This window comes from Streptomyces sp. NBC_00190 (assembly GCF_036203305.1).
GTDB lineage: Bacteria > Actinomycetota > Actinomycetes > Streptomycetales > Streptomycetaceae > Streptomyces.
This window is the reverse complement of record NZ_CP108131.1, coordinates 4583061-4608586: the sequence shown is the minus strand read 5'-3', so window position 1 is coordinate 4608586 and position 25526 is coordinate 4583061. Positions and strand designations below refer to the sequence as shown.

Genomic DNA, 25526 nt, shown 5'->3' with positions numbered 1-25526 from the left:
CGGAGCTTGTCCGGTGCTGTCCTGGCTGTCCGGACCGGCCTGACGGGTATGGGGCGCCGAGGACATCGGCTCGTCGGAGGTGGGCGCGCATGAGCGTGGACAGTGACGGTACGGAAGACGCCGGCTGGGACGTCGACCCTGAGGACGAACAGGGAGTGGCGGTACTGGCCGCGCTGGGCCGCCAGCTCAAGGCATGGCGGGAGCAGGCGGGCATGCGGGCCGCCGACTTCGGAACGGCGGTCGGGTACGGGGAGGACCTGGTCCGCAAGGTCGAGGCGGGCAAGCGGATCCCCCGCCCCGAGTACCTGGACAAGGCGGACGAGGTGCTGCGGGCGGGCGGGAAGATCGTCGCGATGAAGGCGGACATGGAGCAGGTCCGCTACCCGAAGAAGGTGCGGGACCTGGCGAAGATGGAACGTCGCGCTGCTGAGATCAGCGTCTACAGCACGCACGTCGTTCATGGGCTGCTGCAGACGGCGGACCATGCGCGGGCCCTGTTCGAGATGCGGCAGCCCGCGTACTCACAGGACGAGGTGGAGCGGTACACGGCCGCACGCGTGGCCCGACAGTCCGTCTTCGGCCGGACACCCGCACCGGCCATCAGCTTCGTACACGAAGCATCGGCACTGCGCCGTCCCATCGGGGGCACAATGGTGTGGCGCCATCAGCTCGAACGGCTTTTGGAGGTGGGGCAGATGAGGAACGTGTCCCTGCAGGTCATGCCGACCAGCCGCGAGGCCCACGCCGGCATGGACGGCGGTATCGAGATCCTGAAGTTCGAGGACGGCACCGCCGTGGGGCGTTCCGAGGGGGCGTTCAACGGGCGCCCGGTCTCCGACCCGAAGCGACTCCGAATCCTTGAGTTGCGCTATGGCATCATCCGGGCTGAGGCGCTCACGCCGCGGGAGTCGCGGGACTTCATCAAGGAACTGCTGGGAGAGACATGATCGATAATCCCGAGCTCGACTGGTTCAAGAGCAGCTACAGCAGCGGCAGCGAAGGCGACTCCTGCGTCGAGGTGGCCACCACCCCCGCCACGGTCCACGTCCGCGACTCCAAGGACACCCGCCTCCCCCACCTCGCCTTCACCCCCCGCGCCTGGACGGGATTCATCACCCACGCCTGACTCCCTTCTCCGGGGGTCAGACCCTGAAAGAGGTCATCTTCACCACCGCGGTGCGCTCGTCCTCGTACGTGATCCGCAGCGTGACGTGCGAGGCCCGGCTCGGCCTCAGGGTGCCCGCACTTTCGCCGTCGAAGCAGCCGATCAACCGGTCGCAGTCCGCACCCCTGGAGAGGACTCCGTGCCTGTCCTCCTCAAGATCTGCGCGCAGTCGGGGGAAAGCCTCCTTGAGCCCCTCGGCCAGACCTTCGCGCGGCATCCGGAAGTTGGCGATGTAGCCGGCGCTCGTCGGGTACGTGTCGTTCGTGCAGAACGCATCCGTGGCGCGTTCGGGCATCGTGGCCTCCGCGAAGTCCAGCGCCTTCGCGCAGTTCACCCACCACAGCTCGGTCGCTTCCAGCCTCGCCGTCAGGGCCTTGGTCAAAGGCTCCTGCCCAGGGGCGAACTGACGTACCCACAGCGCTGCGGCCGCGACGAGCGCCAGCGTCACACCCACCCCGACCAGCACCCGCCGCCGCACGGCGGACATCCGTTTTCCTTCAACAACCACGACTACCACCCCGTTCACGGCACGACGAACCCACCGGACGGCGGTCGGATCCCCCCGGCACGGCCACCCTAACAATTCATTGAACGCGTTCAACCCAACGGGCCGCGGCGCGCCGTGCCGATGAGCCCGCACCGGCGACCAACTCCCCGCCACCTCGTGGCATCTCGCCCGCCTGACCCACGTGTTACACAATGGCCCGTGCCACAACGGGAGTTCACGTACGACCGGAGGGACCATGCGTACGGGAGAGCACTTCTCCGGGCGGTACCGGCTGGACGCCCGGCTCGGGCACGGCGGCATCGGCGAGGTGTGGCGGGCGTACGACGTCGAGCTCGGCCGGCCGGTCGCGGTGAAGGTGCTGCTGGAGTTCGACGCAACGGACGAACTGCTACGGCGGTTCCGCCGCGAGGCGGCGATCGGGGCGCGGCTCCAGCATCCGGGGATCACGGTCGTCCACGACATCGGGCAGCACGAGAACCGGCTGTTCATCGTGATGGAGCTGCTGGAGGGGGAGGACCTCGCCCATCGGCTGAGCCGGTCCCCGGGCGGCCTCCCGGTGGCCGAGGCGGTCGGACTGGCGTTACAGGCCGCGGAGGCGCTGGCCGCCGCGCACGTCCAGAAGGTGGTGCACCGCGATCTCAAGCCCGCCAACCTCTTCCTGCTGGCCGACGGACGGCTGAAGATCTGCGACTTCGGCATCGCCCGTACCGCGGACGCCACCGACGGGCTGACGGTCACCGGTCGGCCTTTCGGCACCCCTTCCTACATGGCCCCGGAGCAGTGGCGCGGCGAGCACGTCGACTCGCGGTGCGATCTGTACGCCCTGGGGTGCGTGCTGCACGCCCTGCTGACCGGCGCCCCGCCGTTCCCCGTCACCGCTCAGCCCTGGGCACTGATGCGCCGGCACCTGGACGAGACACCGGCGGACCTGCGCACCGTACGGGCGGACGCATCGGCCGAGCTCGCGGAACTGGTCGCTTCGCTGTTGGCCAAGGACCCCGCCGGGCGGCCGGACGCGCCCACCACCGCCGAGCGCCTACGCGCGGTCCTGAACCCGGCCCCGGCCGCCCACAACCTGCACACCGCGCCCACCAAGCCCGCGCTGCCGTCGCCCAGCCGCGAACCGGCACCGCCGCGTACCCCTGCTCACGGCCCGCGCCGCCGCACCGTCGTCCTCGGCGGCCTCGCCGCACTGGCCGTGGGGTCGGCAGGGGTACTCACCGCTCGGCATTTCGCCGACGACACCGGCGGCCCGGGCGTCGTCCTCGCCGACGGCACCTCTCGCGTCGAATCGGTGGCGTTCAGCCCGGACGGGAAGCGGCTCGCCGGCGGCTACGGCGACAACACCATCCGCCTGTGGGACATCGCCTCCCGCACAACCCTGACCACCCTCACCGGCCACACGAATTCCGTGGTTTCGGTGGCCTTCAGCCCCGACGGCAAAACCCTCGCCAGCGGGAGCAGTGACCACACCGTCCGGCTGTGGGACGTCGCCTCCCGTACCGGCACCGCCACCCTCACCGGCCACACCGGTGGCGTGCGGTCGGTGGTGTTCAGCCCGGACGGCATGTCCCTGGCCAGCGCCGCCTGGGACAACGCCGTCCGCGTGTGGGACATGGCCTCCCGTACGAGCACCACCACCCTCACCAACCCTGTCAACGCAACGCATTCGGTGGCGTTCAGCCCCGACGGTAAGACGCTCGCCAGCGGCAGCGGCGACACCACCCTCCAGCTCTGGGACCTCGCCTCCCACACCAGCACCGCCCCCCTCATGGGCCACACCGGTGGTGTGCGGTCGGTGGCCTTCAGTCCCGACGGCAAGAGGCTCGCCAGCGGAAGCAGCGACCACACCATCCGGCTCTGGGACGCCATTGAGCGCTGGAGCAGGTACACCTTCGCCGGCCACACCAGTGACGTGGATTCGGTGGCCTTCAGCCCCGACGGCAAAACCCTCGCCAGCGGAAGCAGCGACAACACCGTCCGGCTCTGGGACGTCAAATCGGGCAACAGCACCGCCACCCTCACCGGCCACACCAGTGGCGTCGCGTCGGTTGCTTTCAGCCACGACGGCAAGACCCTCGCCAGCGGAAGCAGCGACTCCACCATCCGGCTCTGGAAGCTCTCCTGACGGCAGAGGTGCCGTTTTCCCCGTATTAGCATGAGCATGATCTGGCATGTTCCGGGTCAAGTCGGGGGGAACCACATGTCGTTCGACGCGGAGTGGGCGCAGCACAAGGCTGCCGCCCTGGCCGGGCAGCAGTCACCCGCGATGCGCCTCAACCAGGTGGCGCCCGAAGCGGGCGGCAGCCCGGCCGGCAGTCTGCTGGCCGGAACCCAGTCCATCAACGGCAACGCCAACCTCCTCATCGAGATCGCCGCGCTCCTGCACGAAGGTCGCCCGGACGGCGACGCGAGCACCATGGCCCGCGCGCCCCGCGCGCACGAGGACGTCTCGAAGGAAGCCCTCCACTTCGCCCGGTTCGCCGACGACCAGTTCAAGGACGCGATCGCCCTGTTCGCCGGACTGGCCACCCGTCTCAAGACCACCGGCACCAGCTTCGCCCACGTGGACGACGGCACCGCCCGGTCCTTCCTCGACAACCTGCTCGAATCGGGGCAGTACGTACCGCCGGAGTGCAAATGAGCGGCCTCAGCTACCACAAGGACGTCGCGTTCCTGGAGGAGTGCAACCCGCCCCTCGTCGAGCGCAACGCCGCCGAGTTCCGCCGGCTGCGCGATCTCCTCGTCCAGGTCGAGGAGCCCGCCCGGCGGGCGGAGACTGGTACGCAATGGGAGAGCGACGGCAGCCACACGTACACCCGACGCCTCGGCGAGGCCCGCCAGTTGGTGACCCACATGGCCGAGGGCTACGACAAGGCCGCGAGCGCGCTGAACGCCTACGCCGCAGCCCTGGCCACCGCCAAGTCCCACTACGGCAACGGCAAGCGCTCCGAGCGTGCGCTCGCCGCGCTGATCGGCACGAAGGGCACCGCGATCACCAAGGTCGCGCAGGAGGCGGAGCCGATGCGCCAGTGGGAGGACATGCGGGCGACGACCGGGGTCTTCGACTGGCTGGCCGAGGTCACGATGGACGTGGACGACATCCGGGACGAGGCGAACCGGCTCCATGACGGCGCGGGCAGCAGCTTCCACCTGGCGAAGACCACCGAGCAGGAGGCGCGCAGCGCGTGCGTGCACGCGCTGAAGCAGGCGTACGAGTTGCTGCCCGACTTCCAGGTGAAGGGCGGCGGCAAGCGGCCCGACCTGTACGCCGCGATGGCGGACATCCGCCGGGAGGCGGCGGAGGCCCGCACCAGCCCGCTGGCCCACCTGCCGGGCAGCGGTCCGAAGCGGGAGATGACGGGGCCGCTCGGGAACACCGAGATGTCTCCGGAGCTGCGCGACATCCGGACGCGGATCGCGGGACTGCCCGAGGTCGACGACAGCTACTGGAACCCGCCGGACGGCGACAAGGAGAAGGCGGCCTGGATCTCCCAGAAGAAGGAGATCCTCCGGGCGGCCGCCCAGCACGCCGGGTTGCCCGAGGAACTGGTCGCGGGCATCGCCTGGAAGGAGATCGCCGGTCAGCCCGGAATCGTCGACGACGGCATCGACACGATCCGGCAGCTGGCCGACTCGCCGCTCAGTCCCATCACGCCCGAGAACCTCTTCAGCCGGGCGGGCGGAACCCCCGACGAGACCTCCTTCGGGCCGATCGCCATCCAGCTCCGCCGCGGCGCCGAGGTGCTCGGCTACGATCCGGCGCACCTCACCGGCGATCAGCGGGCCCTGGTGGAGGAGTCGCTCCAGGACCCGAGGCAGAATGCTTTCATCGCCGCCGGATTCCTCGCCCAGATCAAGGCCGAGGCCGGCTACGGCGACGTCCCCGCCGACCAGCTGACCGACGCCCAGATGCGGGAGATCGCCGCCCGCTACAACGGCGGTCCGTACTGGAAGTCGGAGAAGGCCCAGTTCTACGGCAACGACTTCGGCGACAGCCTCGGCAAGGTGAAGGACGCGATGCGATGACGTACCGCCGCTGGTGGATCGGGGCACCCCTCGCGCTCGTCCACCTGCTGAACGCCGTCGTCGTCTATTACGCCCTGGCCTACGGGCCGGCGGGCGCATGGGACGACCAGGGGTACGCCGGGACCGAACTGGAGTGCCTGATCGCGCTCTTCCTGAGCGCGGGCGCGATCGTGATCACCCTCCTCCCGCCCGTCCGCCGGACGGTGGGCCTGTGGTGGCTCGTCCCGCCGGCCGTGCTGGGGGTGATCGCGTGGGTCCGTATCGCGACGCTCGGCTGAGGCTCCCCCGCGAGAACATCGACCTGCCCGAGGACCAGGGCTGCCTGCGCTGGGTGCTCGGAGTCCCGCTCGCCCTCGTCTACGTCCCTGCGGTGTACCTCTGCTACCTCGCCCTGGCCATGCAGTCGGACCCCCGCGACGACCGCCTGCGGGACGACATCCGGCTGGTGGCCGGCCTCTCCCTCTCCCTGTGTCTCCTGGGACTGCTGATCACCATCACCCCGGTGTTCCGGCGGACCATGGGCCGGTGGTGGTTCGCACTGCCGCTCCTGCTGGCGACGGTCGCGTACGCCCGCAGCCAGACGGTCTGACACGCGCCGCAGCCCCGCCCGCCCGGACGGGGCGGGGCTGCGGCGCGTGCAGGCGGGCGGGCGGGCGGGCGGGCGGGCGGCGTCAGGCGGCCACGGCGACCGGCTCCGGCGTGACCGGGGCGGACTCGTCCAGCGGGGAGGCCGAGGCGGTCGCGTAGGCCTCCTTGTCCAGGATTCCCTCGCGGGCCGAGACGATGACCGGGACCAGCGCTTGACCGGCAACGTTCGTGGCCGTGCGCATCATGTCCAGGATCGGGTCGATCGCCATCAGCAGGCCGACACCCGCCAGCGGCAGGCCGAGCGTGGAGAGGGTCAGCGTCAGCATGACCGTCGCGCCGGTCAGACCGGCCGTAGCGGCCGAGCCGATCACCGAGACGAAGACGATGAGCAGGTACTCCTTGATGCCCAGCTGCACGTCGAAGATCTGCGCGATGAAGATCGCGGCGAGCGCCGGGTAGATCGCGGCGCAGCCGTCCATCTTGGTGGTGGCGCCGAACGGGACGGCGAAGGAGGCGTACTCCTTCGGGACGCCGAGGCGCTCGGTGACCTTCTGGGTGACCGGCATGGTGCCGACCGAGGAGCGGGAGACGAAGGCCAGCTGGATGGCCGGCCAGGCGCCCTTGAAGAACTGCAGCGGGCTGACCTTGGCGACCGTGGCGAGCAGCAGCGGGTAGACGCCGAACATCACGAGCGCGCAGCCGATGTAGATGTCGGCGGTGAAGGTCGCGTACTTGCCGATGAGGTCCCAGCCGTACGTGGCGATCGCGGTGCCGATCAGGCCGATGGTGCCGATCGGGGCGAGGCGGATGACCCACCACAGGGCCTTCTGGAGGAGCTCCAGGGCAGACTCGGCGAGGTCGAGGACCGGCTTGGCCTTGCCGCCCAGCTGGAGGGCGGCGATACCGGCGACGACGGCCAGGAAGACGATCTGGAGGACCTTGAGCTGGGTGAACGGCGTGACGATGTCCGTCGGCACGATCCCGGTCAGGAAGTCGATCCAGGAGCCCGCCTTCTTCGGCTCCTTGCCGTCGGCGGCGGTGAGGCCGGTGCCCGCGCCCGGGTCGGTGAGCAGGCCGATCGCGATGCCGATGCCGACCGCGATCAGCGAGGTGATCATGAACCAGAGCAGCGTGCGGGAGGCGAGCCGCGCGGCGTTGTTCACCTTCCGCAGGTTGGTGATGGACACCAGGATGGCGAAGAAGACGAGGGGGGCGATGGCCAGCTTCAGCAACTGGATGAAGATGTCGCCGACCTTCTCCAGCGTGGTGCCGAGCCAGCTGACGTCCTGGCTGCGGGCGATCCATCCGAAGAGGACGCCCAGGGCCAGACCGGCGATGATCTGGGCCCAGAAGGGGAATTTGAACGAGGCCTTGGCAGGGCCTTCAGGGGTCGCGGACACGGACACTCTCCGGAGATGGCGCACGAAAACAGGGGAAGTTCTGCGGTGGTGACGCGGTGACACGGTGCGGCAGCAGCCTGAGGGAGAAGGGCCGGCCGGGACCGAAAGGACCGCTGCTGTATCGATTCAGCTCAACAGCAACAGGCCGCGGACACGCGGCGGCAGAGGTCGACGTGCAGGCGCGACACGAGCAGGATGCTCGCGGTCATCGGGTGCGCAGCTGTGGTCGACATGGTGAACACGCTAACACTTCTCCTTTGAGAATCTCAAAGGCGTTCTTTGAGACAGGGGTGCACGGGCACGCGGTCCTCCCGCCCGGACCCGCGCCGCCCCACGTAAAACGCCGAACGCCCCAGCGCTACGGGTGATGTTCCCGGCGCTGGGGCGGTTCGGCGTGTGATGAACCCAACTGTGCCGACTGCGGCGTTACGAGTTCACGCGCGCCGCGTCGTCGGCCAGGTCCTCCTGGCTGCGGTTCTCGGCGAGCTTCTGCTTCGCACCCGCGACGCGTCCGGAGATCTGCACGGACATCTCGTCGCGCTGCTTGCGCAGGAGGACGAAGGAGAGCGGGGCGGACAGGACGAGGGCGAGCAGGACGATCCAGGCGACGTTCGCGTCCCCGAGCCCGGCGGGCACCCAGCCGAGACGGACCAGGCCGGACACGACGACGAGGCATCCGACGAAGATGCCCAGACGCATCGCGGTGTAGCGGATCGTTGCGCTCGGCTTGAGGGACACGGTGACCCCTTCTCTCTCGTCGTGGTCGTACGGCGGCACGTTCCCACCCAGTGAAGCACGCCGGGCCCCGGCTCCGGCCCGCTGGGGTCAGTGCAGCGGCAGCGGCATCCCGCGCCCGGACCCGGCGAAGCCCCGGCCCGCACAGCGGACCGGGGCTTCCGGGACTCCGGGATCACCGGAGCACGACGCGCACAGCGCGTCAGACGCGCATCGCCTGCGGCGTCTCGCGCAGCCCCGCGTCCGGGCCGGGGTACTCGCGGATGATCTCGTAGCGCGTGTTGCGCTCGACCGGGCGGAAGCCCGCTTCCCGGATCAGCTCCAGCAGGTCCTCACGACCCAGCTTGTTCGGGGTGCCGTAGTTGTCCGCGTCGTGCGTGATCTTGTACTCGACGACCGAGCCGTCCATGTCGTCCGCGCCGTGCTGCAGCGCGAGCTGGGCGGTCTGCACGCCGTGCATCACCCAGAAGACCTTGACGTGCGGCACGTTGTCGAACAGCAGCCGCGAGACGGCGAAGGTCTTGAGCGCCTCGGCGCCCGTGGCCATCGTCGTCCGCGCCTGGAGCTTGTTGCGTACCTTGCCGTCCTGCATGTCCACGAAGTCGTGCTGGTAGCGCAGCGGGATGAAGACCTGGAAGCCGCCGGTCTCGTCCTGGAGCTCGCGCAGCCGCAGCACGTGGTCCACGCGGTGGCGCGGCTCCTCGATGTGCCCGTAGAGCATCGTCGAGGGGGTCTTGAGACCCTTCGAGTGCGCGAGCCGGTGGATGCGCGACCAGTCTTCCCAGTGGGTGCGGTGGTCGACGATGTGCTGCCGGACCTCCCAGTCGAAGATCTCCGCGCCGCCGCCGGTGAGCGACTCCAGGCCGGCCTCGATCAGCTCGTCCAGGATGTCGGAGGCCGACATGCCGGAGATCGTCTCGAAGTGGTGGATCTCGGTCGCCGTGAACGCCTTCAGCGAGACGTTCGGCAGCGCCTTCTTCAGCTCGGAGAGCGAGCGCGGGTAGTAGCGCCAGGGCAGGTTCGGGTGCAGGCCGTTGACGATGTGCAGCTCGGTGAGGCTGTCGTTCTCCATGGCCTTGGCCAGGCGCACGGCTTCCTCGATGCGCATCGTGTACGCGTCCTTCTCGCCCGGCTTGCGCTGGAACGAGCAGTACGCGCACGAGGCGGTGCACACGTTCGTCATGTTGAGGTGGCGGTTGACGTTGAAGTGCACGACGTCGCCGTTCTTGCGCGTGCGCACCTCGTGGGCGAGGCCACCGAGCCAGGCCAGGTCGTCCGACTCGTAGAGGGCGATGCCGTCCTCACGGGTCAGCCGCTCGCCGGAGCGGACCTTCTCCTCCAGCTCGCGCTTGAGCCCAGCGTCCATCAGCCGGTCGCCTCCTCTAGATACCTGACCTGCAACCCGACCAACCGTACTCTCAGCCCTCCTCGGGCAGTTCCCCGACCCGGTTCTCCCACTTGGTGGAGAGCACGATGGTGGTACGGGTACGCGAGACGCCCCTGGTGCCGGACAGCTTGCGGATGATCTTCTCCAGGCCGTCCACGTCGCTGGCGCGCACCTTCAGCATGAAGGAGTCGTCACCCGCGATGAACCAGCAGTCCTCGATCTCCGCGAGGTCGCGCAGCCGGCGGGCCACGTCCTCGTGGTCGGCGGCATCGGAGAGCGAGATGCCGATCAGCGCCGTGACGCCGAGGCCGAGCTCGGCCGCGGCCACCGTCGCGCGGTAGCCGGTGATGACGCCGGCCGTCTCCAGCCGGTTGATGCGGTCGGTGACGCTGGGGCCGGAGAGGCCCACGAGACGGCCCAGCTCCGCGTACGAGGCACGACCGTTCTCGCGAAGTGCCTGGATGAGCTGCCTGTCCACCGTGTCCATTACGTGGAGCCTTCCATTATTCGGCGATCCTGCAAGTTTAGGTATAGAATCTAAGGCATGCAGGGTAAACGCCCTGCGAAATCTTTCAGCAGATCAATAACGATCTTCAGGAGTGGTTCACCGTGTACACGATCGAGATGGCCTACGCACACATGCGACAGCTCCAGGAGCTGGCCAACCGATCCCGTGCCCACCAGCCCGCCGCCGCCCACCGCATCGACAAGGCCCGCAAGCCGGGCCGGACCAAGAAGGCCTAACCCTGAGGGCGGGATCCACCGAGGTCCCCCTCCCAACGGCGGTACAGCCGGTGCGGCACCCCTGCCGCGTCCAGCACCCGCCCCGCGACGAAGTCCACCAGGTCCTGGATGTGCGTCGCACCCGCGTAGAACGCCGGAGAGGCGGGCAGCACGATCGCGCCCGCCTCGTCCAGCGCCACCAGATGCTTCAGCGTCTGCCCGTTCAGCGGGGTCTCCCGCACCGCGACCACCAGCCGGCGCCGCTCCTTGAGCGTTACGCTCGCGACCCGCTGGAGCAGGTCCTTCGACAGCCCGAGCGCCACCCCCGCCACGCAGGCCGTGGACGCGGGGACGATGAGCATCCCCTTGACGGGGTACGAGCCCGAGCTCGGACCGGCCGCCAGGTCCCCGGCGCCCCAATACCGGACATCGCCTTCGAACGGTGCGAAGGTTCCCGGCTTGCCGTCGGCGCCGTATGTCAGCCACTGCGTCAGATCGTCGCGCCAGTGCGCGTCGCGGAAGGCGATCCCGGTCTCGTCCAGCAGAGTGAGGCGTGAAGCCCGGCTGACCACCAGGTCGACGCTCTCCCCCGCCGCGAGCAGCCCGCGGAGCACGGCCGCCGCGTACGGCGTCCCGGACGCCCCGGAAACCCCGACCACCCACGGGGTGCGCTTGCGCTCAGTCATACCTCCGAGACTATCCGGCCACCACGGGCGGGCACTCGCTATGGTGGCCGGACGTTCCAGGGGGTGGGACGCACGACGAAGGGGACGACGGTGAGCACGGCTCAGGACACCTGGACGCAGACCGGCCGCGCGAAGGCCGCGGCCAAGCTGATGCTCGGCTGGGTGGCCCTCCTGTGGCTGATCGAGGCCGTCGATTTCGCCACCGGCCACGCCCTGGACCCGTACGGGATCACCGCGCGCAGCGTCGATGGACTCAGCGGCATCCTCACCGCCCCGTTCCTGCACTTCGGCTTCGCGCACGTGGCGGCCAACAGCGTCGCCCTGCTGATCTTCGGCTTCGTCGCCGCGCTCAGCGGCATACGCCACTTCCTGGCCGTCTGCGCCATCGTCATCCTCGGGGACGGGATCGGCATCTGGCTGATCGCCCCCTCGCACGCCAACACCGCCGGCGCCTCGGGCCTGGTCTTCGGCCTCTTCGGCTACCTCGTGGTCCGCGGCTTCGTCGAGCGCAAGGCCCTCGGCATCGCGGTGGGCGTGGTGATCGCCGCGATCTGGGGCGGCTCGTTCCTCCTCGGCGTCCTGCCGACGGACACCGCGGTCAGCTGGCAGGGCCACCTCTGCGGCCTCGCGGTGGGCGTCCTGACGGCCCTGTTCTTCCGCCGCCCGGTCCGTCCGGCGGCCCGGGGCCAGTTGGTCTAGAAGGTCAGACCGCGGCCCACGAGGTCGAGCAGGGCGCACACGAAGAGGGCGATGCCGATGAAGCCGTTGACCGTGAAGAAGGCGCGGTTCAGGCGGGACAGGTCGTGCGGCTTCACGATGGTGTGCTCGTAGCAGAAGGCACAGGCGACGATCGCCAGGCCCGACCAGAACAGGACGCCCGCGTCCGTGGCGAGGGCGTACCAGACCAGCAGGGCCGTGGTCACGACGTGCGCGCCGCGGGCCCCCCAGAGGGCGGCCGGGACGCCGAAGCGGGCCGGGACGGACTTGACGCCCTCCGTGCGGTCCGCGGCCACGTCCTGGGAGCCGAAGATCAGGTCGAAGCCGCCGATCCACACGCCCACCGCGAGCCCCAGGATCACCGCGTCCCAGGACCACTCGCCGGTGACCGCCAGCCAGGCCCCGACCGGGCCGATCGCCTGGGCCAGGCCCAGGATGGCGTGCGGGAAGTTCGTGAACCGCTTGCCGTACGGGTACACCACCATGGGGACCACCGCGACGGGCGCCAGCGCCAGGCAGAGCGGGTTCAGGAGCGCCGCCGAGCCGAGGAAGACGGCGAGCGCGATCCCGGCCCCGGTCCACGCGGAGCGGACGGAGACCGCGCCGGTGACCAGCTCGCGGCCCGCGGTGCGCGGGTTGCGGGAGTCGATCTCGCGGTCGATGATCCGGTTGGCGGCCATCGCGAAGGTCCGCAGGCCCACCATGCAGGTCGTGACGAGCAGCAGCCTGCCCCAGTGCACGTCCCGGTCGAGCTGGAACATCGCGGTGAGCGCGGCGATGTAGGCGAAGGGCAGCGCGAAGACCGAGTGCTCGATCATCACGAGCCGCAGGAAGGCCTTGACCTTGTTGCCGGCCTCGGGCGAAGGGCCGGGCCCGACCACTCCGTCGGCGGTGGTCATCATGCGAGGTCCTTCCGGAACTGTTCGAGTTCGGCCCTCAGCCCGTCGAGCGGAACCGGCCCTATCTCCATGTCGAGGTGATTGGTCTCGTCGTGCCCCATCGGGGTCAGCCGGACCACGAAGGCGAGGGCCTCCCCGCCGTCCACCGGTATGACGGCCAGCCTCAGTGGGTTGCCGCGGCCCTCGCTCACCTCGGCCCGGAAGGCCTCGGGTTCGGCGGCGCCAGTGCGGGCCAGCAGGAGCTCGGCGAAGGCGGAGACCTCCTCGGCCTCCACGTACGCCTCGAAGTCCGCGGTGAACTCACTGCCCCAGTCGGCGGTGACCCGCCAGCCGTCGGACGGCTGCTCGGGAGCGGTGAGCGCGACCCAGACCTCGTCGCCACCGATCCGCAGTCTCGGGGTCACGCCAGGCTCCGGCGGAAGTCTTCGAGGTCGGCCAGGAGCGTGGCCAGGGGCAGGGGGCCGATCTCCAGGGAGACCGTGGGCGCCCCCTCGGGCTCGGGCGGAGTGACGTACGCCGTGAAGGTATAGGCCTCGCCGGCTGCCGGGCGGGCGTCGAGCCGCAGGACCGGCCCGGCCTCGACGGTGAACGGCTCCCCGGTGCCCAGGGCGGTGTGCAGCTGCTCCGCGAAGTGGTCGGCCTCGGCATCGCGCAGGCCGGGCAGCTCGAAGCCGCCATCGGCCTCGAAGGTGTCGTCCACCACCAGGGCCCACACGTCGCCGGGGCCCGCGAACTCCTCGGGCGAGACGCCCGCCTGCTCGGCGGCCGCCCGGACGCCCGGGTCCGCCGGATCGAGCTCCGGGCGCACGAGGAGCACGAACGTCGTGTCGCCGCCGATGAACAGCGCCGGGCCACCCATTGCGGTACTCACAGTCCGTACTCCTTCCAGCGGCGGTCCACCAGGGCCGCCGTCGCCGGGTCCGACTCGACCATGTCGGGCCAGCCGCCGTCGCGGGTGTAGCCCTCCTCGGGGAGCTTCTTGGTGGCGTCGATGCCCGCCTTGCCGCCCCAGAACTGCTGGTACGAGGCGTGGTCCAGGTGGTCCACCGGGCCCTCCACGACCGTCAGGTCGCGGGAGTAGTCCGTGTTGCCGAGCGCCCGCCACGACACCTCGTGCAGGTCGTGGACGTCGCAGTCGGCGTCCACCACGATGATCAGCTTGGTCAGCGACATCATGTGCGCGCCCCAGATGGCGTGCATGACCTTCTGCGCGTGCTTGGGGTACTTCTTGTCGATCGAGACGATCGCGCAGTTGTGGAAGCCGCCCGACTCGGGCAGGTGGTAGTCCACGATGTCCGGCACGATGATCTTGAGCAGCGGGAGGAAGAAGCGCTCCGTCGCGCGGCCCAGCGGCCCGTCCTCGGTCGGCGGCCGGCCGACCACGATCGACTGGAGCAGCGGGCGCCTGCGCATCGTCACGCAGTCGATCTTCAGCGCGGGGAACGGCTCCTGCGGGGTGTAGAAGCCGGTGTGGTCGCCGAAGGGGCCCTCCGGGAGCGTCTCGCCCGGCTCCAGCCAGCCCTCGATCACGACCTCCGCGTTGGCCGGGACCTGGAGCGGCACGGTCTTGCAGTCGACCATCTCGATCCGCTTGCCCGCGACGAAGCCGGCGAAGAGGTACTCGTCGATGTCGCCGGGCAGCGGCGCGGTGGACGCGTACGTCACCGCGGGCGGGCAGCCGAAGGCGATCGCGACCGGCAGCCGCTCACCGCGCTTGGCGGCGACCGCGTAGTGGTTGCGGCTGTCCTTGTGGATCTGCCAGTGCATGCCGATGGTGCGCTTGTCGTGGCGCTGGAGGCGGTAGAGGCCGAGGTTGCGCACGCCGGTCTCGGGGTGCTTGGTGTGGGTGAGGCCGAGGTTGAAGAAGGAGCCGCCGTCCTTGGGCCAGGTGAAGAGCGCCGGCAGCTGGTCGAGGTCCACGTCGTCGCCGGTGAGGACGACCTCCTGGACCGGGGCCTCGCCCTTGATCTTCTTCGGCGGCACGTGGACCATCGAGCCGAGCTTGCCGAAGGCCTCGCGGACGCCGATGAAGCCCTGGGGCAGCTCCGGCTTGAGCAGGCCGCCGATCTTCTCGCTGATCTCGCCGTAGGACTTCAGGCCGAGGGCCTTCAGGAGGCGGCGGTCGGTGCCGAAGACGTTCATGGCCAGCGGCATCGCCGAGCCCTTGACGTTCTCGAAGAGGAGGGCCGGACCCCCCGCCTTGTTCACTCTGTCGACGATCTCCCCGACCTCCAGGTACGGGTCGACTTCGGCCTTGATGCGCTTGAGGTCGCCCTCCCGCTCCAGAGCCCGGAGCAGCGAGCGGAGATCGTCGTAAGCCATAGGGGCCAGTATCCGTCACCAACTACCCTGGATCTGTCACCGGGGCCCGCTGCGGGCCCGCCGCCACTGCCCGGGAGTCGGTCCCACACCGTGCTGCGCTATCTGCCGTTCCTGCTGATCCTCGCGCTGACCATCTACGCCTTCATCGACTGCCTGAACACGCCGGAGGAAGAGGTCAAGCACCTGCCCAAGGTGGTGTGGGTGATCATCATCCTGCTCTTCTCCATCGTCGGGCCGGTGGTGTGGCTGGCCGCGGGCAAGAAGCGCTCCGCGGTCGGCGGCGGCCGGGCGCGCCGGGCACAGTGGGTCGCGCCCGACGACAACCCGGAGTTCCTGAAGTCGCTGCGCGACGAGCAGGAGAAGAAGAAGGACACCGGCAAGGACAAGGACTAGCCCGGACCAGGTCGGCCGTTCACTGCGCCCAGGGCAGGACGCGGGTGCCCTCGGTGCCCGGGACCGAGGCCACGCCGTCCGCGCGCATGGCGACGTAGGCCTCGAAGGACTCGGTGGCGTGGATCCGGCGGAGTACGTCCGGGGGCAGGACCAGGGTCTGGCCCGCGGTGACCTTCTCGGTGCGGCCACCGTCCCAGGTGATCTCCAGCGATCCGGCCGTGAGCGTCCAGATCTGCTCGCGGCTGACGGAGTGCTCGGGGCCGGTCGCGCCGACGGGCATGTCGACGTGCCAGGTGCTGAGTTCGGCGCTGCCCCGGCTGGGGGCGGCCAGGCCGGTCATGGTGGCGTTCGGAGAGACGGTGACGTGCTCGGGAGACGTGGCGATCACGTGCAAGGCGGTTCCTCACGATCTGCGAGTCAAGGAGCTTTACTTGTCATGAGTAAAGCAGATTGACTCATGTGTGTCACCATGTTTCCGTGACCGGAGACGAAGACGAGGGTGTCGAGCTGGCCTTCCTGCTCGGCCTGGGCTTCCAGCTGCTGCTGGGCGAGTTCACGCGGCGGGTGGCCGAGGCCGGATACGCCGACCTGCGGCCCCAGCACGGGATGGCCTTCCAGGTACTCAAAGGCCCCGGAGCCACCGCTTCCGAGCTCGCCGAGCGGCTCGGAGTGACGAAACAGGCCGCCGGCCAGCTCGTGGACGACCTGGAGAAGCGCGGCTACGTCCGCCGCGAGCCGCACCCCGAGGGCGGCCGCCGCAAGCTGGTCGTGCTGACCCCGGCGGCCGTCGACCACCTGGCCGTCGCGGGCCGCATCCTGCACCAGCTGGAGGACGAACTCGGCCGCAGCGCCGATCTCCCCGCCCTGCGCGGCGAGCTCTGGCGCGTCGTGCGCACCCTCAACGGGGACGCGGAACTGCCGGCCCTGCGGCCGGTGTGGTGAGCGGGCGAGCTGGGTGAGCGGGTGAGCGCCTACGTCCTGGACAGGGCCGCGTAGTCCTCGCACAGCTCGCCCCGGCGCGCGCCCGTCCACAGGACCCAGTCGACCGGCTGCCCTGCGAGCGCGGACTCCAGCAGTTCGAAGTGGTCGTGCCAGACCGCGAGCCAGTCCAGGCGGTCGGCCTCGGCCTCGTCCGCCCCGGCCCGGTCGTCCACGCGGCGCTCGTTCACGAACCGGATGACGGTCGAGTCCGTCCCCACCGGTTCCAGGTGGAAACGGATCCGCTCGTCCCCGCCCAGCGTGTACTCCACGACCCGCTCGACGTCCCAGGCCGTGACGCGGCCGGTCTCCATCGTCGGGCTGCCCAGCCGGTGCATCGTGACCTCCCCGCCGAGCCTGCGCTCCAGGACCTCCGCCTCGGCCAGCCAGCCGCGCAGCCCGTCCGACGTGGTCAGGGCGGGCCACAGCTGCTCGTACGCGTACGGGAGGTGCAGCTCGAAGCGGATCCGCAGGCGGCCGCCGCCGGGGCTCTCGCTGGTGCCATGGCTCACAGGAGGCATGACACCAGCGTCCCACTCCCGCCGGTCAGACGCCCGCGTACGAGTGCTTGCCGCTGAGCAGGATGTTCACGCCGTAGTAGTTCCAGATCCAGCAGGCGAAGGCGAAGAGCGCGAGGTACGCGGCCTTGCGGCCCTTCCAGCCGGCGGTGGCGCGGGCGTGCAGGTAGCAGGCGTACGCCACCCACGTCACGAAGGACCAGACCTCCTTGGGGTCCCAGCCCCAGTAGCGGCCCCAGGCGTCGCCCGCCCAGATCGCGCCCGCGATGATCGTGAAGGTCCACAGCGGGAAGACGGCCGCGTTGATGCGGTACGAGAACTTGTCGAGCGAGCTCGCCGAGGGCAGCCGCTCCAGCACGGAGGAGGCGAACCGGCCCGGCTTGCCGCCGCCCGCGATCTTGGCCTCGTAGGAGTCGCGGAAGAGGTACAGGACCGCTCCGGCCGCGCCGATGTAGAAGACGGCGCCGCAGAAGATCGCGGTGGAGACGTGGATCCACAGCCAGTACGAGTGCAGGGCCGGGACCAGCTGGTCACTGTCGGTGTAGAGCCAGGTCACGGCGATGCCGAGGTCCAGCAGGACGGTGGTGACCAGGATCAGGCCGAGCCAGCGGACGTTCTTCTTCAGCGCGAGGAGCACCAGGTACGCGCCGACGGCCACCGTGGAGAAGGTGATCGAGAACTCGTACATGTTGCCCCAGGGGGCCCGCTGCACCGACATCGCCCGGGCGACGACGCCGGCCGCCTCGATGAGGAAGGCGAGCGCGGTCAGCGAGACCGCGATCCGCCCGTACAGGTCACCCTGCTCGGTGCCGCCCGCGGCGCCCGGGCCGTCGGGCACGTCGCGCGTGCCCGCGGCGGAGCGGGTGACGACCTGCGGTTTGTCGAGGACGGCTGTACCGCCCCCCTTGCTGCGGACCCGCACGGCGGGTGCGGGTGCGGCGGCGGTCAGCGCGGCGGCCGTACGGGCCACCTTGCTGCGGCTGCCGAAGGTCCACTCGGCGATGTGCGCGAAGAAGGCGAGCATGTAGACCGCCATCGACGAATAGACCAGGTAGTTGCTGATCTGAGCCAGGTTCTCGTTGGCTGCGGCAGCGAGCGGCGTCATCCGCGCTCTCCTTCGGGGGTTTCTTCGACAGGTTCGGCGGGCGTCGCGGTCGGCGCCTGCTCGTGCAGGGTGGCGGCGAGCTCGGCCAGCTCCTCCGGGAGCCGGGTGGACTCGCTGCGGCCGAGGCCGGCCATCTCGACGACGGTGACACCGTCCTCGCCGCGCACCGCGCGCACCCAGACCCGGCGGCGCTGGATGAACAGCGACCCGGCCAGGCCCGCGATGGCGGCGATCGCGCCCGCGAGGGCGAGGCCGCTGCCGGGCTGGTGGGTGACGGAGAAGGTGGCCCACCGCTCGATGCCCTCGAACTTCACGGTGCCCGCGCCGTTCGGCAGGACCATCGACTCGCCGGTCGCCAGCTTCTGCTTGAACAGCTGGCCCGACTCGTCCTTGAACGACTGCATCTTTGCGGTGTCCAGCTGGTACACGTTCTGCGGCAGACCCGAGTCGACGCCGAGGCTGCCGTGCCAGGCGCTGAGCATGAGCCGCGGATTACCCAGCTCCGGGAACTGCGAGAACATCACGCCCTGGCCCTCGCCGGCGAAGGTCGGGACGAAGACGGCGTTGAAGCCGAGCTGCTCCTTCTTGCCGTCCTTGTCCTTGTAGCCGTCGGTGACCTTGACGGCTCCGGTGGAGGTGAGGTTGCCGTCCTGGGGGAGCATCGGCACGGCGTCCTTGAAGATCACCTTGCCGGCGGGGTCGGTCACCGAGATGACCGGTGCGTATCCGTGCCCGAGCAGGTAGACCTTGGAGCCGTCGACCTGAAGGGGCTCGTTGACCTGGATCTCGCGCTTCTGCGGCTTGCCGGCCGCGCCCTCGCTGAAGGTGACGTACGCCTTGAAGTCGCGCGGGGTGCCCCGCTGCGGGCCGCTCTTCTCGTACGTCGCGTCGAACCTGTCCAGGGTGAACGAGAAGGGCGGCAGGTCGTCGGGGTCGAAGAGGGTGCCGTACTTGAAGTCGTCGTACTGGGTGAGCGTGTTCGAGAAGCCGCTGCCGCGCAGGACGAGCTTGCCGCCCTCGGACTTGAAGTACTGGCCCCAGGCGAAGGCCACCAGCATCACGATCAGCGCCACGTGGAAGGCCAGATTGCCGGCCTCGCGCAGGTAGCCCTTCTCCGCGGCGACGGAGTTCCCGCCGCCCGCCTCGGTGCGGAAGCGCCGCCCGCCGAGCACCGTCCCCGCGTACGAGAGCACCTCGTCCGGGGACTTGTCCGTGCGCCACGTCGTGTACACGGGCAGCCGGTCCAGGCGCTTGGGGGCGGCCGGCGGCCGGCCGCGGAGCTGGCCCACGAACTGCCAGGAGCGCGGCAGGATGCAGCCGATCAGCGAGATGAACAGCAGCAGGTAGATCGCGGAGAACCACACCGAGCTGTAGACGTCGAAGAGCTGGAGCTTCTCGGCGACGCCCACCCAGGACGGGTTGTCCCGCTTCCAGACGGCGACCTTCATCGCGTCGACGTTGGTCTGCGGGATGAGGGAGCCCGGGATCGCGCCCAGGGACAGCATGAAGAGCAGGATCAGCGCCACTCGCATGGAGGTCAGCTGCCGCCAGAACCAGCGGGCCCAGCCGATCACCCCGATGCCGACGGCCGGCCCGGTGGGGCTGTCCTCCAGCGGGGCGGTGGAGAGCTGGGCGCCGGCCGCGCCGAGCTCGGGCTCGGCGGGGTCTTCGGAGCGCGGCGCCTCGGTGGACGCGTTGTCGGTCGTACTCATGTCCGTTTAGTCCTCAGATCCCCACCGTGAAGCGTTGGGTCCAGCTCTGCATGTCGCTGACGATGCTGGCCCACATTCCTGTGACGAGCAGCAGACCGGTCAGGATCAGCATGCCTCCGCCGATGCGCATCACCCACGCATAGTGCTTCTTCACCCATCCGAATGCGCCGAGCGCCTTGCGGAAGGCGATCGCGGTGAGGATGAACGGCAGGCCGAGTCCGAGGCAGTAGGCGACGGTCAGCAGCGCGCCCCGGCCGGCGCTCGCCTGGTCGAGGGAGAGCGTGGTGACGGCCGCGAGGGTCGGGCCCATGCAGGGGGTCCAGCCGACGCCGAAGAGCACGCCCAGCATCGGGGCGCCTATCAGACCTGCCGTCGGCTTCTTGTGGAAGCGGAACTCCCGCATCGTCAGACCCGGGATCGCGCCCATGAAGAAGAGACCCAGGACGATCACCAGGCCGCCCAGGACCCGGGAGATGATCTCGTTGTTCTCCCGGAGGGTCTCGCCGAAGTAGCCGAAGAGCGCTCCGGTGGAGACGAAGACGGTGGTGAAGCCGGCGATGAACAGGAGCGCGCCCGCCAGCATCCGCCCGCGCCGGGCCTCGGCGAGGTCGGCGCCGCTGACGCCGGTCACGTAGGAGAGGTAGCCGGGGACCAGCGGGAGCACGCAGGGCGAGAAGAAGGAGACCATTCCGGCGAGGACCGAGATGGGCAGCGCCAGCAGCAGCGCCCCGCTCAGGACCGTGGTGTTCACGCCGGTCGCCTCGGCGGCGAGTGCGTACTCGACCACGGGGTCACTGCTCCGCGAGGATCGGGTCGATCATCGAGCGGAGTTGCTCCTCGCCCACCGGGGCCAGGGTGCGGGCGGCGATCTTGCCCTCCTTGTCGAGGATGATCGTGGAGGGGATCGCATTCGGGTTGAGGGTGCCCTTGGGGAAGCGGAGCATCAGCTTCCCGGCGGGGTCGTAGAGGCTCGGGTAGGCGATCCCGAAGTCCTCCTCGAACGAGGTCGCGTTCTGCATGCTGGTGTCACGGGTGTTGATGCCGACGAAGGCGACGTCCTTGCCGGCGTCGGCCAGCTCCTTGGAGACCTTCGCGAAGCCGGGGGCCTCGGCGCGGCACGGCGGGCACCACGAGCCCCAGACGTTGAGGACGACGACCTTGCCCTTGAGGGTGGCGGTGTCGAAGGTCTTGCCGTCGACGGTCCCGCCGTCGAGCTTCGGGGCCTCGTCCCGCTCCCCCTTGGCCACCGTGGCGATGCCGCTCGGGCCGGTGACGTAGTTGCCACCGGAGCCGGTGGCCTTGCCGCCGTCGTCCGAGCCGCCGCAGGACGTCAGGGTCATGACGCCCGCGACGGTCACCGCGGTCAGCAGGGTGGCACGGCCGCTGGTCGAGCGGCGGCTGTTTCGACTGGCACGGGCGCGGCTGAGGCTCATGTGAAAAGTTTCGCATGAGCAATTTGTGGATCTACCGCACCCCCCGGCGGGGTGTCGACGCCCTGGTCAGGCGGCGGTGAGGTACGCCGCCCAGCCGACGCCGGGCGACTGGCCGGGGCCGAGGGCGCGGAGCTTGGCGAGCACCTTGGGGTCCTGGACGTCCAGCCAGTCGGTGAACTGTCGGAAGGATACGAGGCGTACATCCCTTTTGTCCGCCATGCCCTTGAGTGCCTCCTCGACGGCGTCCATGTAGATGCCGCCGTTCCACTCCTCGAAGTGGTTGCCGATGAAGAGGGGCGCGCGGTTGGTCTCGTAGGCCCGCCGGAAGCCGCCGAGGTAGGTGGCGGTGGCCTGGGTGCGCCAGCCCGGGTAGTTGGCGGGCACGCCCCTGGTGGTGTTCTTCGACTGGTTGGCGAGGATGTTGTAGTCCATCGAGAGCACCTCGAAGGAATGCCCGGGGAAGGGCAGGGACTGCAGCGGCAGGTCCCAGACGCCCGACCTCTTCACCGGCCAGACCTGCAGACCGCCGGGCGAGCTGGAGTCGTAGCGCCAGCCCAGCTTCTGGGCGGTCGCCAGCAGGCTGTCCTGGCCGAGCAGGCACGGGGTGCGGGCTCCGGTCAGTTCCTTGCGGTAGTCGAAGGGCAGGGGTTCGAGGTCGGTGAAGCCGGTGTTCGTGCGCCAGTTGGTGACGAAGGACACGGCCTGGTCGATCTCGCTCTGCCAGTCGTCCGGGGTCCACCTGCCGACCGAGCCGGAGCCGCCGCAGAAGTGGCCGTTGAAGTGAGTGCCTATCTCGTGCCCGTCGAGCCACGCCTGGCGGACGTGACCGAGGGTGGAGCGGACGTTCTCGTCCTTGAGGTAGCCGATGTCCGAGGCGCCGACGGGGTTGTTCGGCGGCCGGTAGAGGCCCTTCTTCGACTCGGGCAGCAGGTAGAGGCCGGAGAGGAAGAAGGTCATGGCCGCGCCGTGGTCCTTGGCGAGCTTGAGGAAGCGGGGGAAGAGGCCGTTTCCGACCTCCCCCGCGCCGTCCCAGCTGAACACGACGAACTGCGGCGGGGTCTCGCCCGGCTGGAGGGGCACGGCCTTGGCGGGCTGGTTGGGCTGCGGACCGGTGTCGGCGGTGGAGCCGTCACCAATGGGCCTGGCCGGCGGCCCCTCCCCCGGCTTAGGGTTCTTGACCGGCCCGGGCTTGCCCAGCTCGGCCTTGCTGCCGCCACCGCCCAGGCCGCAGCCGGCGATGCCGACCGCGGCCGCGGCGGTGGCCGCGGCACCGAGTCCGAGTCCGAGCATTCCCCTTCGACTGAAGTCGCGCATGCCACCGTCCCGTCGTCAGATCCCAAAGCTCATGTTCCGTCATATAAACGGACAATTAGCCTGAGCTTGTGCGCTGACACGGTGATTCCCGCGCGTCTTGTATTTATTTAGGCAAATCTGTAACGGATCGTCACAGATTGTGGATCATCAGGAGCGGCTCGCACCTCACGCGCCGAAGGCCTTGGACTTGCCCTTCACCGGCTTCGCCCCGGCCAGCAGATGCGCCGGCACCAGATCCCGGGCCGGCTCGCTGTAGCCCACGGACACCAGCTGGTCGCCCTGGAACGTGAAGGACGTCATCGAGGCGAGCGTGCACTGGCGGCGCCGCGGGTCGTGCCACAGCCGCCGCTTCTCCGCGAAGCTGCGCACGATCCAGATCGGCAGCTGGTGGCTGACCGCCACCGCCTCGTGGCCGCGGGCCGCGTCGCGCGCGGCCTCCAGCGCGCTCATCATCCGGACCACCTGCTCGACGTACGGCTCGCCCCAGGAGGGCTTGAACGGGTTCGTCAGGTGCTTCCAGTTGCCGGGCTTGCGCAGCGCGCCGTCGCCGACGCCGAAGGTCTTGCCCTCGAAGACGTTCTCCGCCTCCAGGAGCCGCCGGTCCGTGGCCAGGTCCAGACCGTGGATCTTGGCGATCGGCGCGGCCGTCTCCTGCGCCCGCTCCAGCGGCGAGGACACGACGTAGGCGATGTCCCGGTTCTCCAGGTGCTCGGCGACCCGGTCGGCCATCTGCCGACCCAGCTCGGACAGGTGATAGCCGTCCCGGCGCCCGTAGAGGACCCCGTCCGGGTTGTGCACCTCCCCGTGGCGCACCAGGTGGACGACGGTGATCTCGCTGCTGCTCATGCGGTGGCCTCCGCGGCGGCCCGGGCGGCGGCCGGCAGGGCGGCCGCGATCCGCTCGACCGCCCGCTCGTCGTGGGCGGTGGACACGAACCAGGACTCGAAGGCGGACGGCGGCAGGTAGACGCCCTGCGCCAGCATCGAGTGGAAGAAGCCGTTGAAGCGGAAGGACTCCTGCTTCTTGGCGTCGTCGTAGTTGCGGACCTCGTCCTCGGTGAAGAAGACGGAGAACATGTTGGACGCGGTCTGCAGCCGGTGCGCCACGCCCTCCTTGGCGAGCGCCGCGGTGACCAGGCCCTGGATCTCCTTCGAGACCGCGTCGACCTTCTCGTACGCGGCCGCGTCCAGCAGGCGCAGCTGCGCGAGGCCCGCGGCGGTGGCGATCGGGTTACCGGAGAGCGTGCCCGCCTGGTAGACCGGGCCGGCCGGAGCCAGGTACCCCATGACGTCCGCGCGGCCGCCGAAGGCAGCCGCCGGGAAGCCGCCGCCCATGACCTTGCCGAAGGTCATCAGGTCCGGCTTGACCCCGTCGACGCCGTACCAGCCGGCGCGGCTGGTACGGAAGCCCGTCATGACCTCGTCGGAGATGTACAGGGCGCCGTTCTCGCGGCACAGGTCCGCGAGACCCTGGTTGAAGCCCTCGGCCGGGGTCACGACGCCCATGTTGCCGGGCGCGGCCTCGGTGATCACGCAGGCGATCTCGCCGGGGTGCGCGGCGAAGGCTGCCCGGACCGCGTCGAGGTCGTTGTAGGGCAGGACGATCGTGTCGCCGGCCTGCGCGCCCGTGACACCGGGCGTGTCCGGCAGCGCGAAGGTCGCGAGCCCGGAACCGGCGGCGGCCAGCAGCGCGTCCACATGGCCGTGGTAGCAACCGGCGAACTTCACGACCTTGGCCCGGCCGGTGAAGCCGCGCGCCAGGCGGATCGCCGACATCGTGGCCTCCGTCCCGGAGGACACGAGCCGCACCTGCTCGACGGGGGCGACGCGCGCGACGATCTCCTCGGCGAGCGCGACCTCGCCCTCACCGGGCGTACCGAAGGAGGTACCACGGGCGACGGCCGCCTGGACGGCCTCGATCACCTCGGGGTGGGAGTGGCCGAGGATCATCGGCCCCCACGAGCACACGAGGTCGACGTACTCCCGGCCGTCGGCGTCGGTGAGGTACGGACCGGTGCCGGACACCATGAACCGGGGCGTACCGCCCACGGCTCGGAAGGCGCGCACCGGAGAGTTCACGCCGCCGGGGGTCACGAGGGAGGCGCGCTCGAAGAGCGTCTGCGAAACTGGGGCTTCATACGGGTACGGGTAGCTCACACCAGCCATGGTCTCAGAGGCCGCGACAGACTTGCGGACGGGCGTTTCACCGCGCCGCCGCGGGGGAGGTCACTGCCATGATGATCAGGCTGCGTGGCGGGGGCCACGGGGCCGGGGCAAGCAATACCAGTCGGGTGGATATATGCAACGCGGTGGTGGACCGGGCGAGGGTACGGACGGCCTCGACCCCCAGCGCGCCCGCGAAGCCCGCGAATCCCGCCGCCGGGGCAAGCACCGCCGCCGCTCCACCGAGGCGCCCGACGCGATCCCGGGACCCGCGGAAGCACCGGACGACGACACGCCCAGGGGCCGCGGCATGGGAGTGACGTACAAGTACTTCGGCGCCCCGGACGGCGCCACGGCGGCCCGGGTCCCGGTCACGATGCGGCCGGAGGAACTCGGCGGCGACGAACTGGGCATGGGCGGCCTGTTCACCAAGATCAAGCCGGAGACGGTGGCCGCGATGGTCCTGACCGGCATCGAAGGCATACCGCTCCACAAGGTGCCCCCGCTGGAACTGGTCGTCCTCCACCCCGACTACGCGGTCGTCAAGCTCCCGATGACGGTGGTCGACCCGCTGCGCGGCATCGGCGAGGAATCGGTCGGCGCGGCCGCGTTCATCTGGTCCACGGTCCCGGACCGCGGCGGCCCGCGCGACGCGTTCAACGTCTACCAGCTCCTCCACGAGTGGCAGGACTTCAGCCACCGGCTGCATGAGGCCGGGCATCAGCCCTATTGCCTCGTGTGGCCCTGACCTG

31 protein-coding genes are annotated in these 25526 nt (G+C 69.9%); 12 read left to right on the top strand and 19 right to left on the bottom strand.

Annotated features, from left to right (window positions below):
* Positions 1 to 89 precede the first annotated feature (89 nt).
* Complete coding sequence (locus OG429_RS22260; RefSeq protein ID WP_328927053.1) at positions 90 to 947, top strand: helix-turn-helix domain-containing protein; 858 nt, start codon at positions 90 to 92, stop codon at positions 945 to 947.
* Positions 944 to 1126, top strand: coding sequence for a DUF397 domain-containing protein (locus OG429_RS22255; protein ID WP_328927052.1), 183 nt, complete (start codon positions 944 to 946; stop codon positions 1124 to 1126). Before OG429_RS22260 ends, OG429_RS22255 begins: the two co-directional genes overlap by 4 nt.
* A gap of 16 nt (positions 1127 to 1142) precedes the next feature.
* Here OG429_RS22255 and OG429_RS22250 read toward each other — a convergent pair whose 3' ends face one another.
* Entirely contained in the window at positions 1143 to 1652 is a 510-nt protein-coding gene (locus OG429_RS22250) for a hypothetical protein (RefSeq protein ID WP_328927051.1), read from the bottom strand.
* Positions 1653 to 1908: 256 nt separating this feature from the next.
* Between OG429_RS22250 and OG429_RS22245 the strand changes: the two genes are divergently transcribed.
* From OG429_RS22245 to OG429_RS22225, 5 genes are all read left to right on the top strand, one after another.
* A complete protein-coding gene (locus OG429_RS22245; RefSeq protein ID WP_328927050.1) occupies positions 1909 to 3801 on the top strand; it encodes a WD40 repeat domain-containing serine/threonine protein kinase in 1893 nt (630 codons plus the stop codon).
* A gap of 75 nt (positions 3802 to 3876) precedes the next feature.
* Complete coding sequence (locus tag OG429_RS22240) at positions 3877 to 4317, top strand: hypothetical protein (protein WP_328927049.1); 441 nt, start codon at positions 3877 to 3879, stop codon at positions 4315 to 4317.
* Positions 4314 to 5702, top strand: a complete 1389-nt coding sequence (locus OG429_RS22235) for a hypothetical protein (RefSeq protein ID WP_328927048.1) — start codon at positions 4314 to 4316, stop codon at positions 5700 to 5702. The genes OG429_RS22240 and OG429_RS22235 overlap by 4 nt, the downstream gene beginning before the upstream one ends.
* Positions 5699 to 5980, top strand: a complete 282-nt coding sequence (locus OG429_RS22230; protein ID WP_328927047.1) for a hypothetical protein — start codon at positions 5699 to 5701, stop codon at positions 5978 to 5980. Before OG429_RS22235 ends, OG429_RS22230 begins: the two co-directional genes overlap by 4 nt.
* Positions 5953 to 6291, top strand: coding sequence for a hypothetical protein (locus OG429_RS22225; RefSeq protein ID WP_328927046.1), 339 nt, complete (start codon positions 5953 to 5955; stop codon positions 6289 to 6291). Before OG429_RS22230 ends, OG429_RS22225 begins: the two co-directional genes overlap by 28 nt.
* A gap of 82 nt (positions 6292 to 6373) precedes the next feature.
* Here OG429_RS22225 and OG429_RS22220 read toward each other — a convergent pair whose 3' ends face one another.
* The 4 genes from OG429_RS22220 to OG429_RS22205 all read right to left on the bottom strand — a co-directional run bounded on the left by OG429_RS22220 (position 6374) and on the right by OG429_RS22205 (position 10299).
* Positions 6374 to 7696 (bottom strand): dicarboxylate/amino acid:cation symporter, encoded by a 1323-nt coding sequence (locus OG429_RS22220; protein ID WP_328927045.1) that lies wholly within the window; start codon positions 7694 to 7696, stop codon positions 6374 to 6376.
* A 420-nt stretch (positions 7697 to 8116) separates the two neighbouring features.
* Positions 8117 to 8428 (bottom strand): DUF4229 domain-containing protein, encoded by a 312-nt coding sequence (locus OG429_RS22215; RefSeq protein WP_328927044.1) that lies wholly within the window; start codon positions 8426 to 8428, stop codon positions 8117 to 8119.
* 199 nt (positions 8429 to 8627) lie between these two features.
* Positions 8628 to 9791 carry an aminofutalosine synthase MqnE gene (gene mqnE, locus OG429_RS22210; protein ID WP_266944315.1) on the bottom strand — a complete coding sequence of 388 codons (1164 nt, stop codon included), beginning with the start codon at positions 9789 to 9791 and terminating at the stop codon, positions 8628 to 8630.
* A 52-nt stretch (positions 9792 to 9843) separates the two neighbouring features.
* On the bottom strand, positions 9844 to 10299 hold the full coding sequence (locus OG429_RS22205) for an Lrp/AsnC family transcriptional regulator (protein ID WP_328927043.1): 456 nt from the start codon (positions 10297 to 10299) through the stop codon (positions 9844 to 9846).
* Positions 10300 to 10421: 122 nt separating this feature from the next.
* Here OG429_RS22205 and OG429_RS22200 point away from each other — a divergent pair, with 122 nt between their 5' ends.
* Positions 10422 to 10556 carry a hypothetical protein gene (locus tag OG429_RS22200; protein WP_328927042.1) on the top strand — a complete coding sequence of 45 codons (135 nt, stop codon included), beginning with the start codon at positions 10422 to 10424 and terminating at the stop codon, positions 10554 to 10556.
* On the opposite strand, the gene OG429_RS22195 is transcribed toward OG429_RS22200, so the two are convergent.
* The gene (locus OG429_RS22195; RefSeq protein ID WP_328927041.1) at positions 10553 to 11221 is read right to left on the bottom strand and encodes a UbiX family flavin prenyltransferase; all 669 of its coding nucleotides are present in this window, start codon (positions 11219 to 11221) and stop codon (positions 10553 to 10555) included. The two genes, OG429_RS22200 and OG429_RS22195, sit on opposite strands and share 4 nt — an antisense overlap.
* A gap of 90 nt (positions 11222 to 11311) precedes the next feature.
* Here OG429_RS22195 and OG429_RS22190 point away from each other — a divergent pair, with 90 nt between their 5' ends.
* Positions 11312 to 11920, top strand: a complete 609-nt coding sequence (locus OG429_RS22190) for a rhomboid family intramembrane serine protease (RefSeq protein ID WP_405679030.1) — start codon at positions 11312 to 11314, stop codon at positions 11918 to 11920.
* Here the strand turns inward: OG429_RS22190 and mqnP are convergent.
* From mqnP to OG429_RS22170, 4 genes are read right to left on the bottom strand one after another with little or no spacing between them, the layout of a single operon-like run.
* Complete coding sequence (mqnP, locus tag OG429_RS22185; protein WP_405679032.1) at positions 11917 to 12840, bottom strand: menaquinone biosynthesis prenyltransferase MqnP; 924 nt, start codon at positions 12838 to 12840, stop codon at positions 11917 to 11919. The genes OG429_RS22190 and mqnP overlap by 4 nt on opposite strands.
* Entirely contained in the window at positions 12837 to 13241 is a 405-nt protein-coding gene (locus OG429_RS22180; protein WP_328927040.1) for a hypothetical protein, read from the bottom strand. The genes mqnP and OG429_RS22180 overlap by 4 nt, the downstream gene beginning before the upstream one ends.
* The gene (locus OG429_RS22175; RefSeq protein ID WP_328927039.1) at positions 13238 to 13708 is read right to left on the bottom strand and encodes a hypothetical protein; all 471 of its coding nucleotides are present in this window, start codon (positions 13706 to 13708) and stop codon (positions 13238 to 13240) included. The genes OG429_RS22180 and OG429_RS22175 overlap by 4 nt, the downstream gene beginning before the upstream one ends.
* Positions 13705 to 15159: a menaquinone biosynthesis decarboxylase gene (locus tag OG429_RS22170; RefSeq protein WP_328927038.1), complete on the bottom strand. Its 1455-nt coding sequence runs from the start codon at positions 15157 to 15159 to the stop codon at positions 13705 to 13707. Before OG429_RS22170 ends, OG429_RS22175 begins: the two co-directional genes overlap by 4 nt.
* A gap of 90 nt (positions 15160 to 15249) precedes the next feature.
* On the opposite strand from OG429_RS22170, the gene OG429_RS22165 reads away from it, so the two are divergent.
* On the top strand, positions 15250 to 15552 hold the full coding sequence (locus OG429_RS22165) for a PLD nuclease N-terminal domain-containing protein (protein WP_328927037.1): 303 nt from the start codon (positions 15250 to 15252) through the stop codon (positions 15550 to 15552).
* 19 nt (positions 15553 to 15571) lie between these two features.
* Here OG429_RS22165 and OG429_RS22160 read toward each other — a convergent pair whose 3' ends face one another.
* Positions 15572 to 15940 carry a cupin domain-containing protein gene (locus OG429_RS22160; protein ID WP_328927036.1) on the bottom strand — a complete coding sequence of 123 codons (369 nt, stop codon included), beginning with the start codon at positions 15938 to 15940 and terminating at the stop codon, positions 15572 to 15574.
* Positions 15941 to 16029: 89 nt separating this feature from the next.
* Between OG429_RS22160 and OG429_RS22155 the strand changes: the two genes are divergently transcribed.
* On the top strand, positions 16030 to 16494 hold the full coding sequence (locus OG429_RS22155) for a MarR family winged helix-turn-helix transcriptional regulator (RefSeq protein WP_328927035.1): 465 nt from the start codon (positions 16030 to 16032) through the stop codon (positions 16492 to 16494).
* A 29-nt stretch (positions 16495 to 16523) separates the two neighbouring features.
* Here the strand turns inward: OG429_RS22155 and OG429_RS22150 are convergent, their stop codons facing one another.
* The 8 genes from OG429_RS22150 to hemL form a co-directional block, all read right to left on the bottom strand.
* Positions 16524 to 17051 carry an SRPBCC domain-containing protein gene (locus OG429_RS22150; RefSeq protein WP_328927034.1) on the bottom strand — a complete coding sequence of 176 codons (528 nt, stop codon included), beginning with the start codon at positions 17049 to 17051 and terminating at the stop codon, positions 16524 to 16526.
* 25 nt (positions 17052 to 17076) lie between these two features.
* On the bottom strand, positions 17077 to 18153 hold the full coding sequence (gene ccsB / locus OG429_RS22145; RefSeq protein ID WP_328927033.1) for a c-type cytochrome biogenesis protein CcsB: 1077 nt from the start codon (positions 18151 to 18153) through the stop codon (positions 17077 to 17079).
* Positions 18150 to 19865: a cytochrome c biogenesis protein ResB gene (gene resB, locus OG429_RS22140; RefSeq protein WP_328927032.1), complete on the bottom strand. Its 1716-nt coding sequence runs from the start codon at positions 19863 to 19865 to the stop codon at positions 18150 to 18152. The genes ccsB and resB overlap by 4 nt, the downstream gene beginning before the upstream one ends.
* A 13-nt stretch (positions 19866 to 19878) precedes the next feature.
* A complete protein-coding gene (locus tag OG429_RS22135) occupies positions 19879 to 20652 on the bottom strand; it encodes a cytochrome c biogenesis CcdA family protein (protein ID WP_328927031.1) in 774 nt (257 codons plus the stop codon).
* A gap of 4 nt (positions 20653 to 20656) precedes the next feature.
* A complete protein-coding gene (locus OG429_RS22130) occupies positions 20657 to 21298 on the bottom strand; it encodes a TlpA family protein disulfide reductase (protein ID WP_328927030.1) in 642 nt (213 codons plus the stop codon).
* A 66-nt stretch (positions 21299 to 21364) separates the two neighbouring features.
* Positions 21365 to 22612: a hypothetical protein gene (locus OG429_RS22125; RefSeq protein WP_328927029.1), complete on the bottom strand. Its 1248-nt coding sequence runs from the start codon at positions 22610 to 22612 to the stop codon at positions 21365 to 21367.
* Between the two features lie 165 nt (positions 22613 to 22777).
* On the bottom strand, positions 22778 to 23458 hold the full coding sequence (locus tag OG429_RS22120) for a histidine phosphatase family protein (RefSeq protein ID WP_328927028.1): 681 nt from the start codon (positions 23456 to 23458) through the stop codon (positions 22778 to 22780).
* Entirely contained in the window at positions 23455 to 24777 is a 1323-nt protein-coding gene (gene hemL, locus OG429_RS22115; protein WP_328927027.1) for a glutamate-1-semialdehyde 2,1-aminomutase, read from the bottom strand. Before hemL ends, OG429_RS22120 begins: the two co-directional genes overlap by 4 nt.
* 307 nt (positions 24778 to 25084) lie before the next feature.
* On the opposite strand from hemL, the gene OG429_RS22110 reads away from it, so the two are divergent.
* A complete protein-coding gene (locus OG429_RS22110) occupies positions 25085 to 25522 on the top strand; it encodes a hypothetical protein (protein WP_030161262.1) in 438 nt (145 codons plus the stop codon).
* The last annotated feature ends 4 nt before the right edge of the window (positions 25523 to 25526 follow it).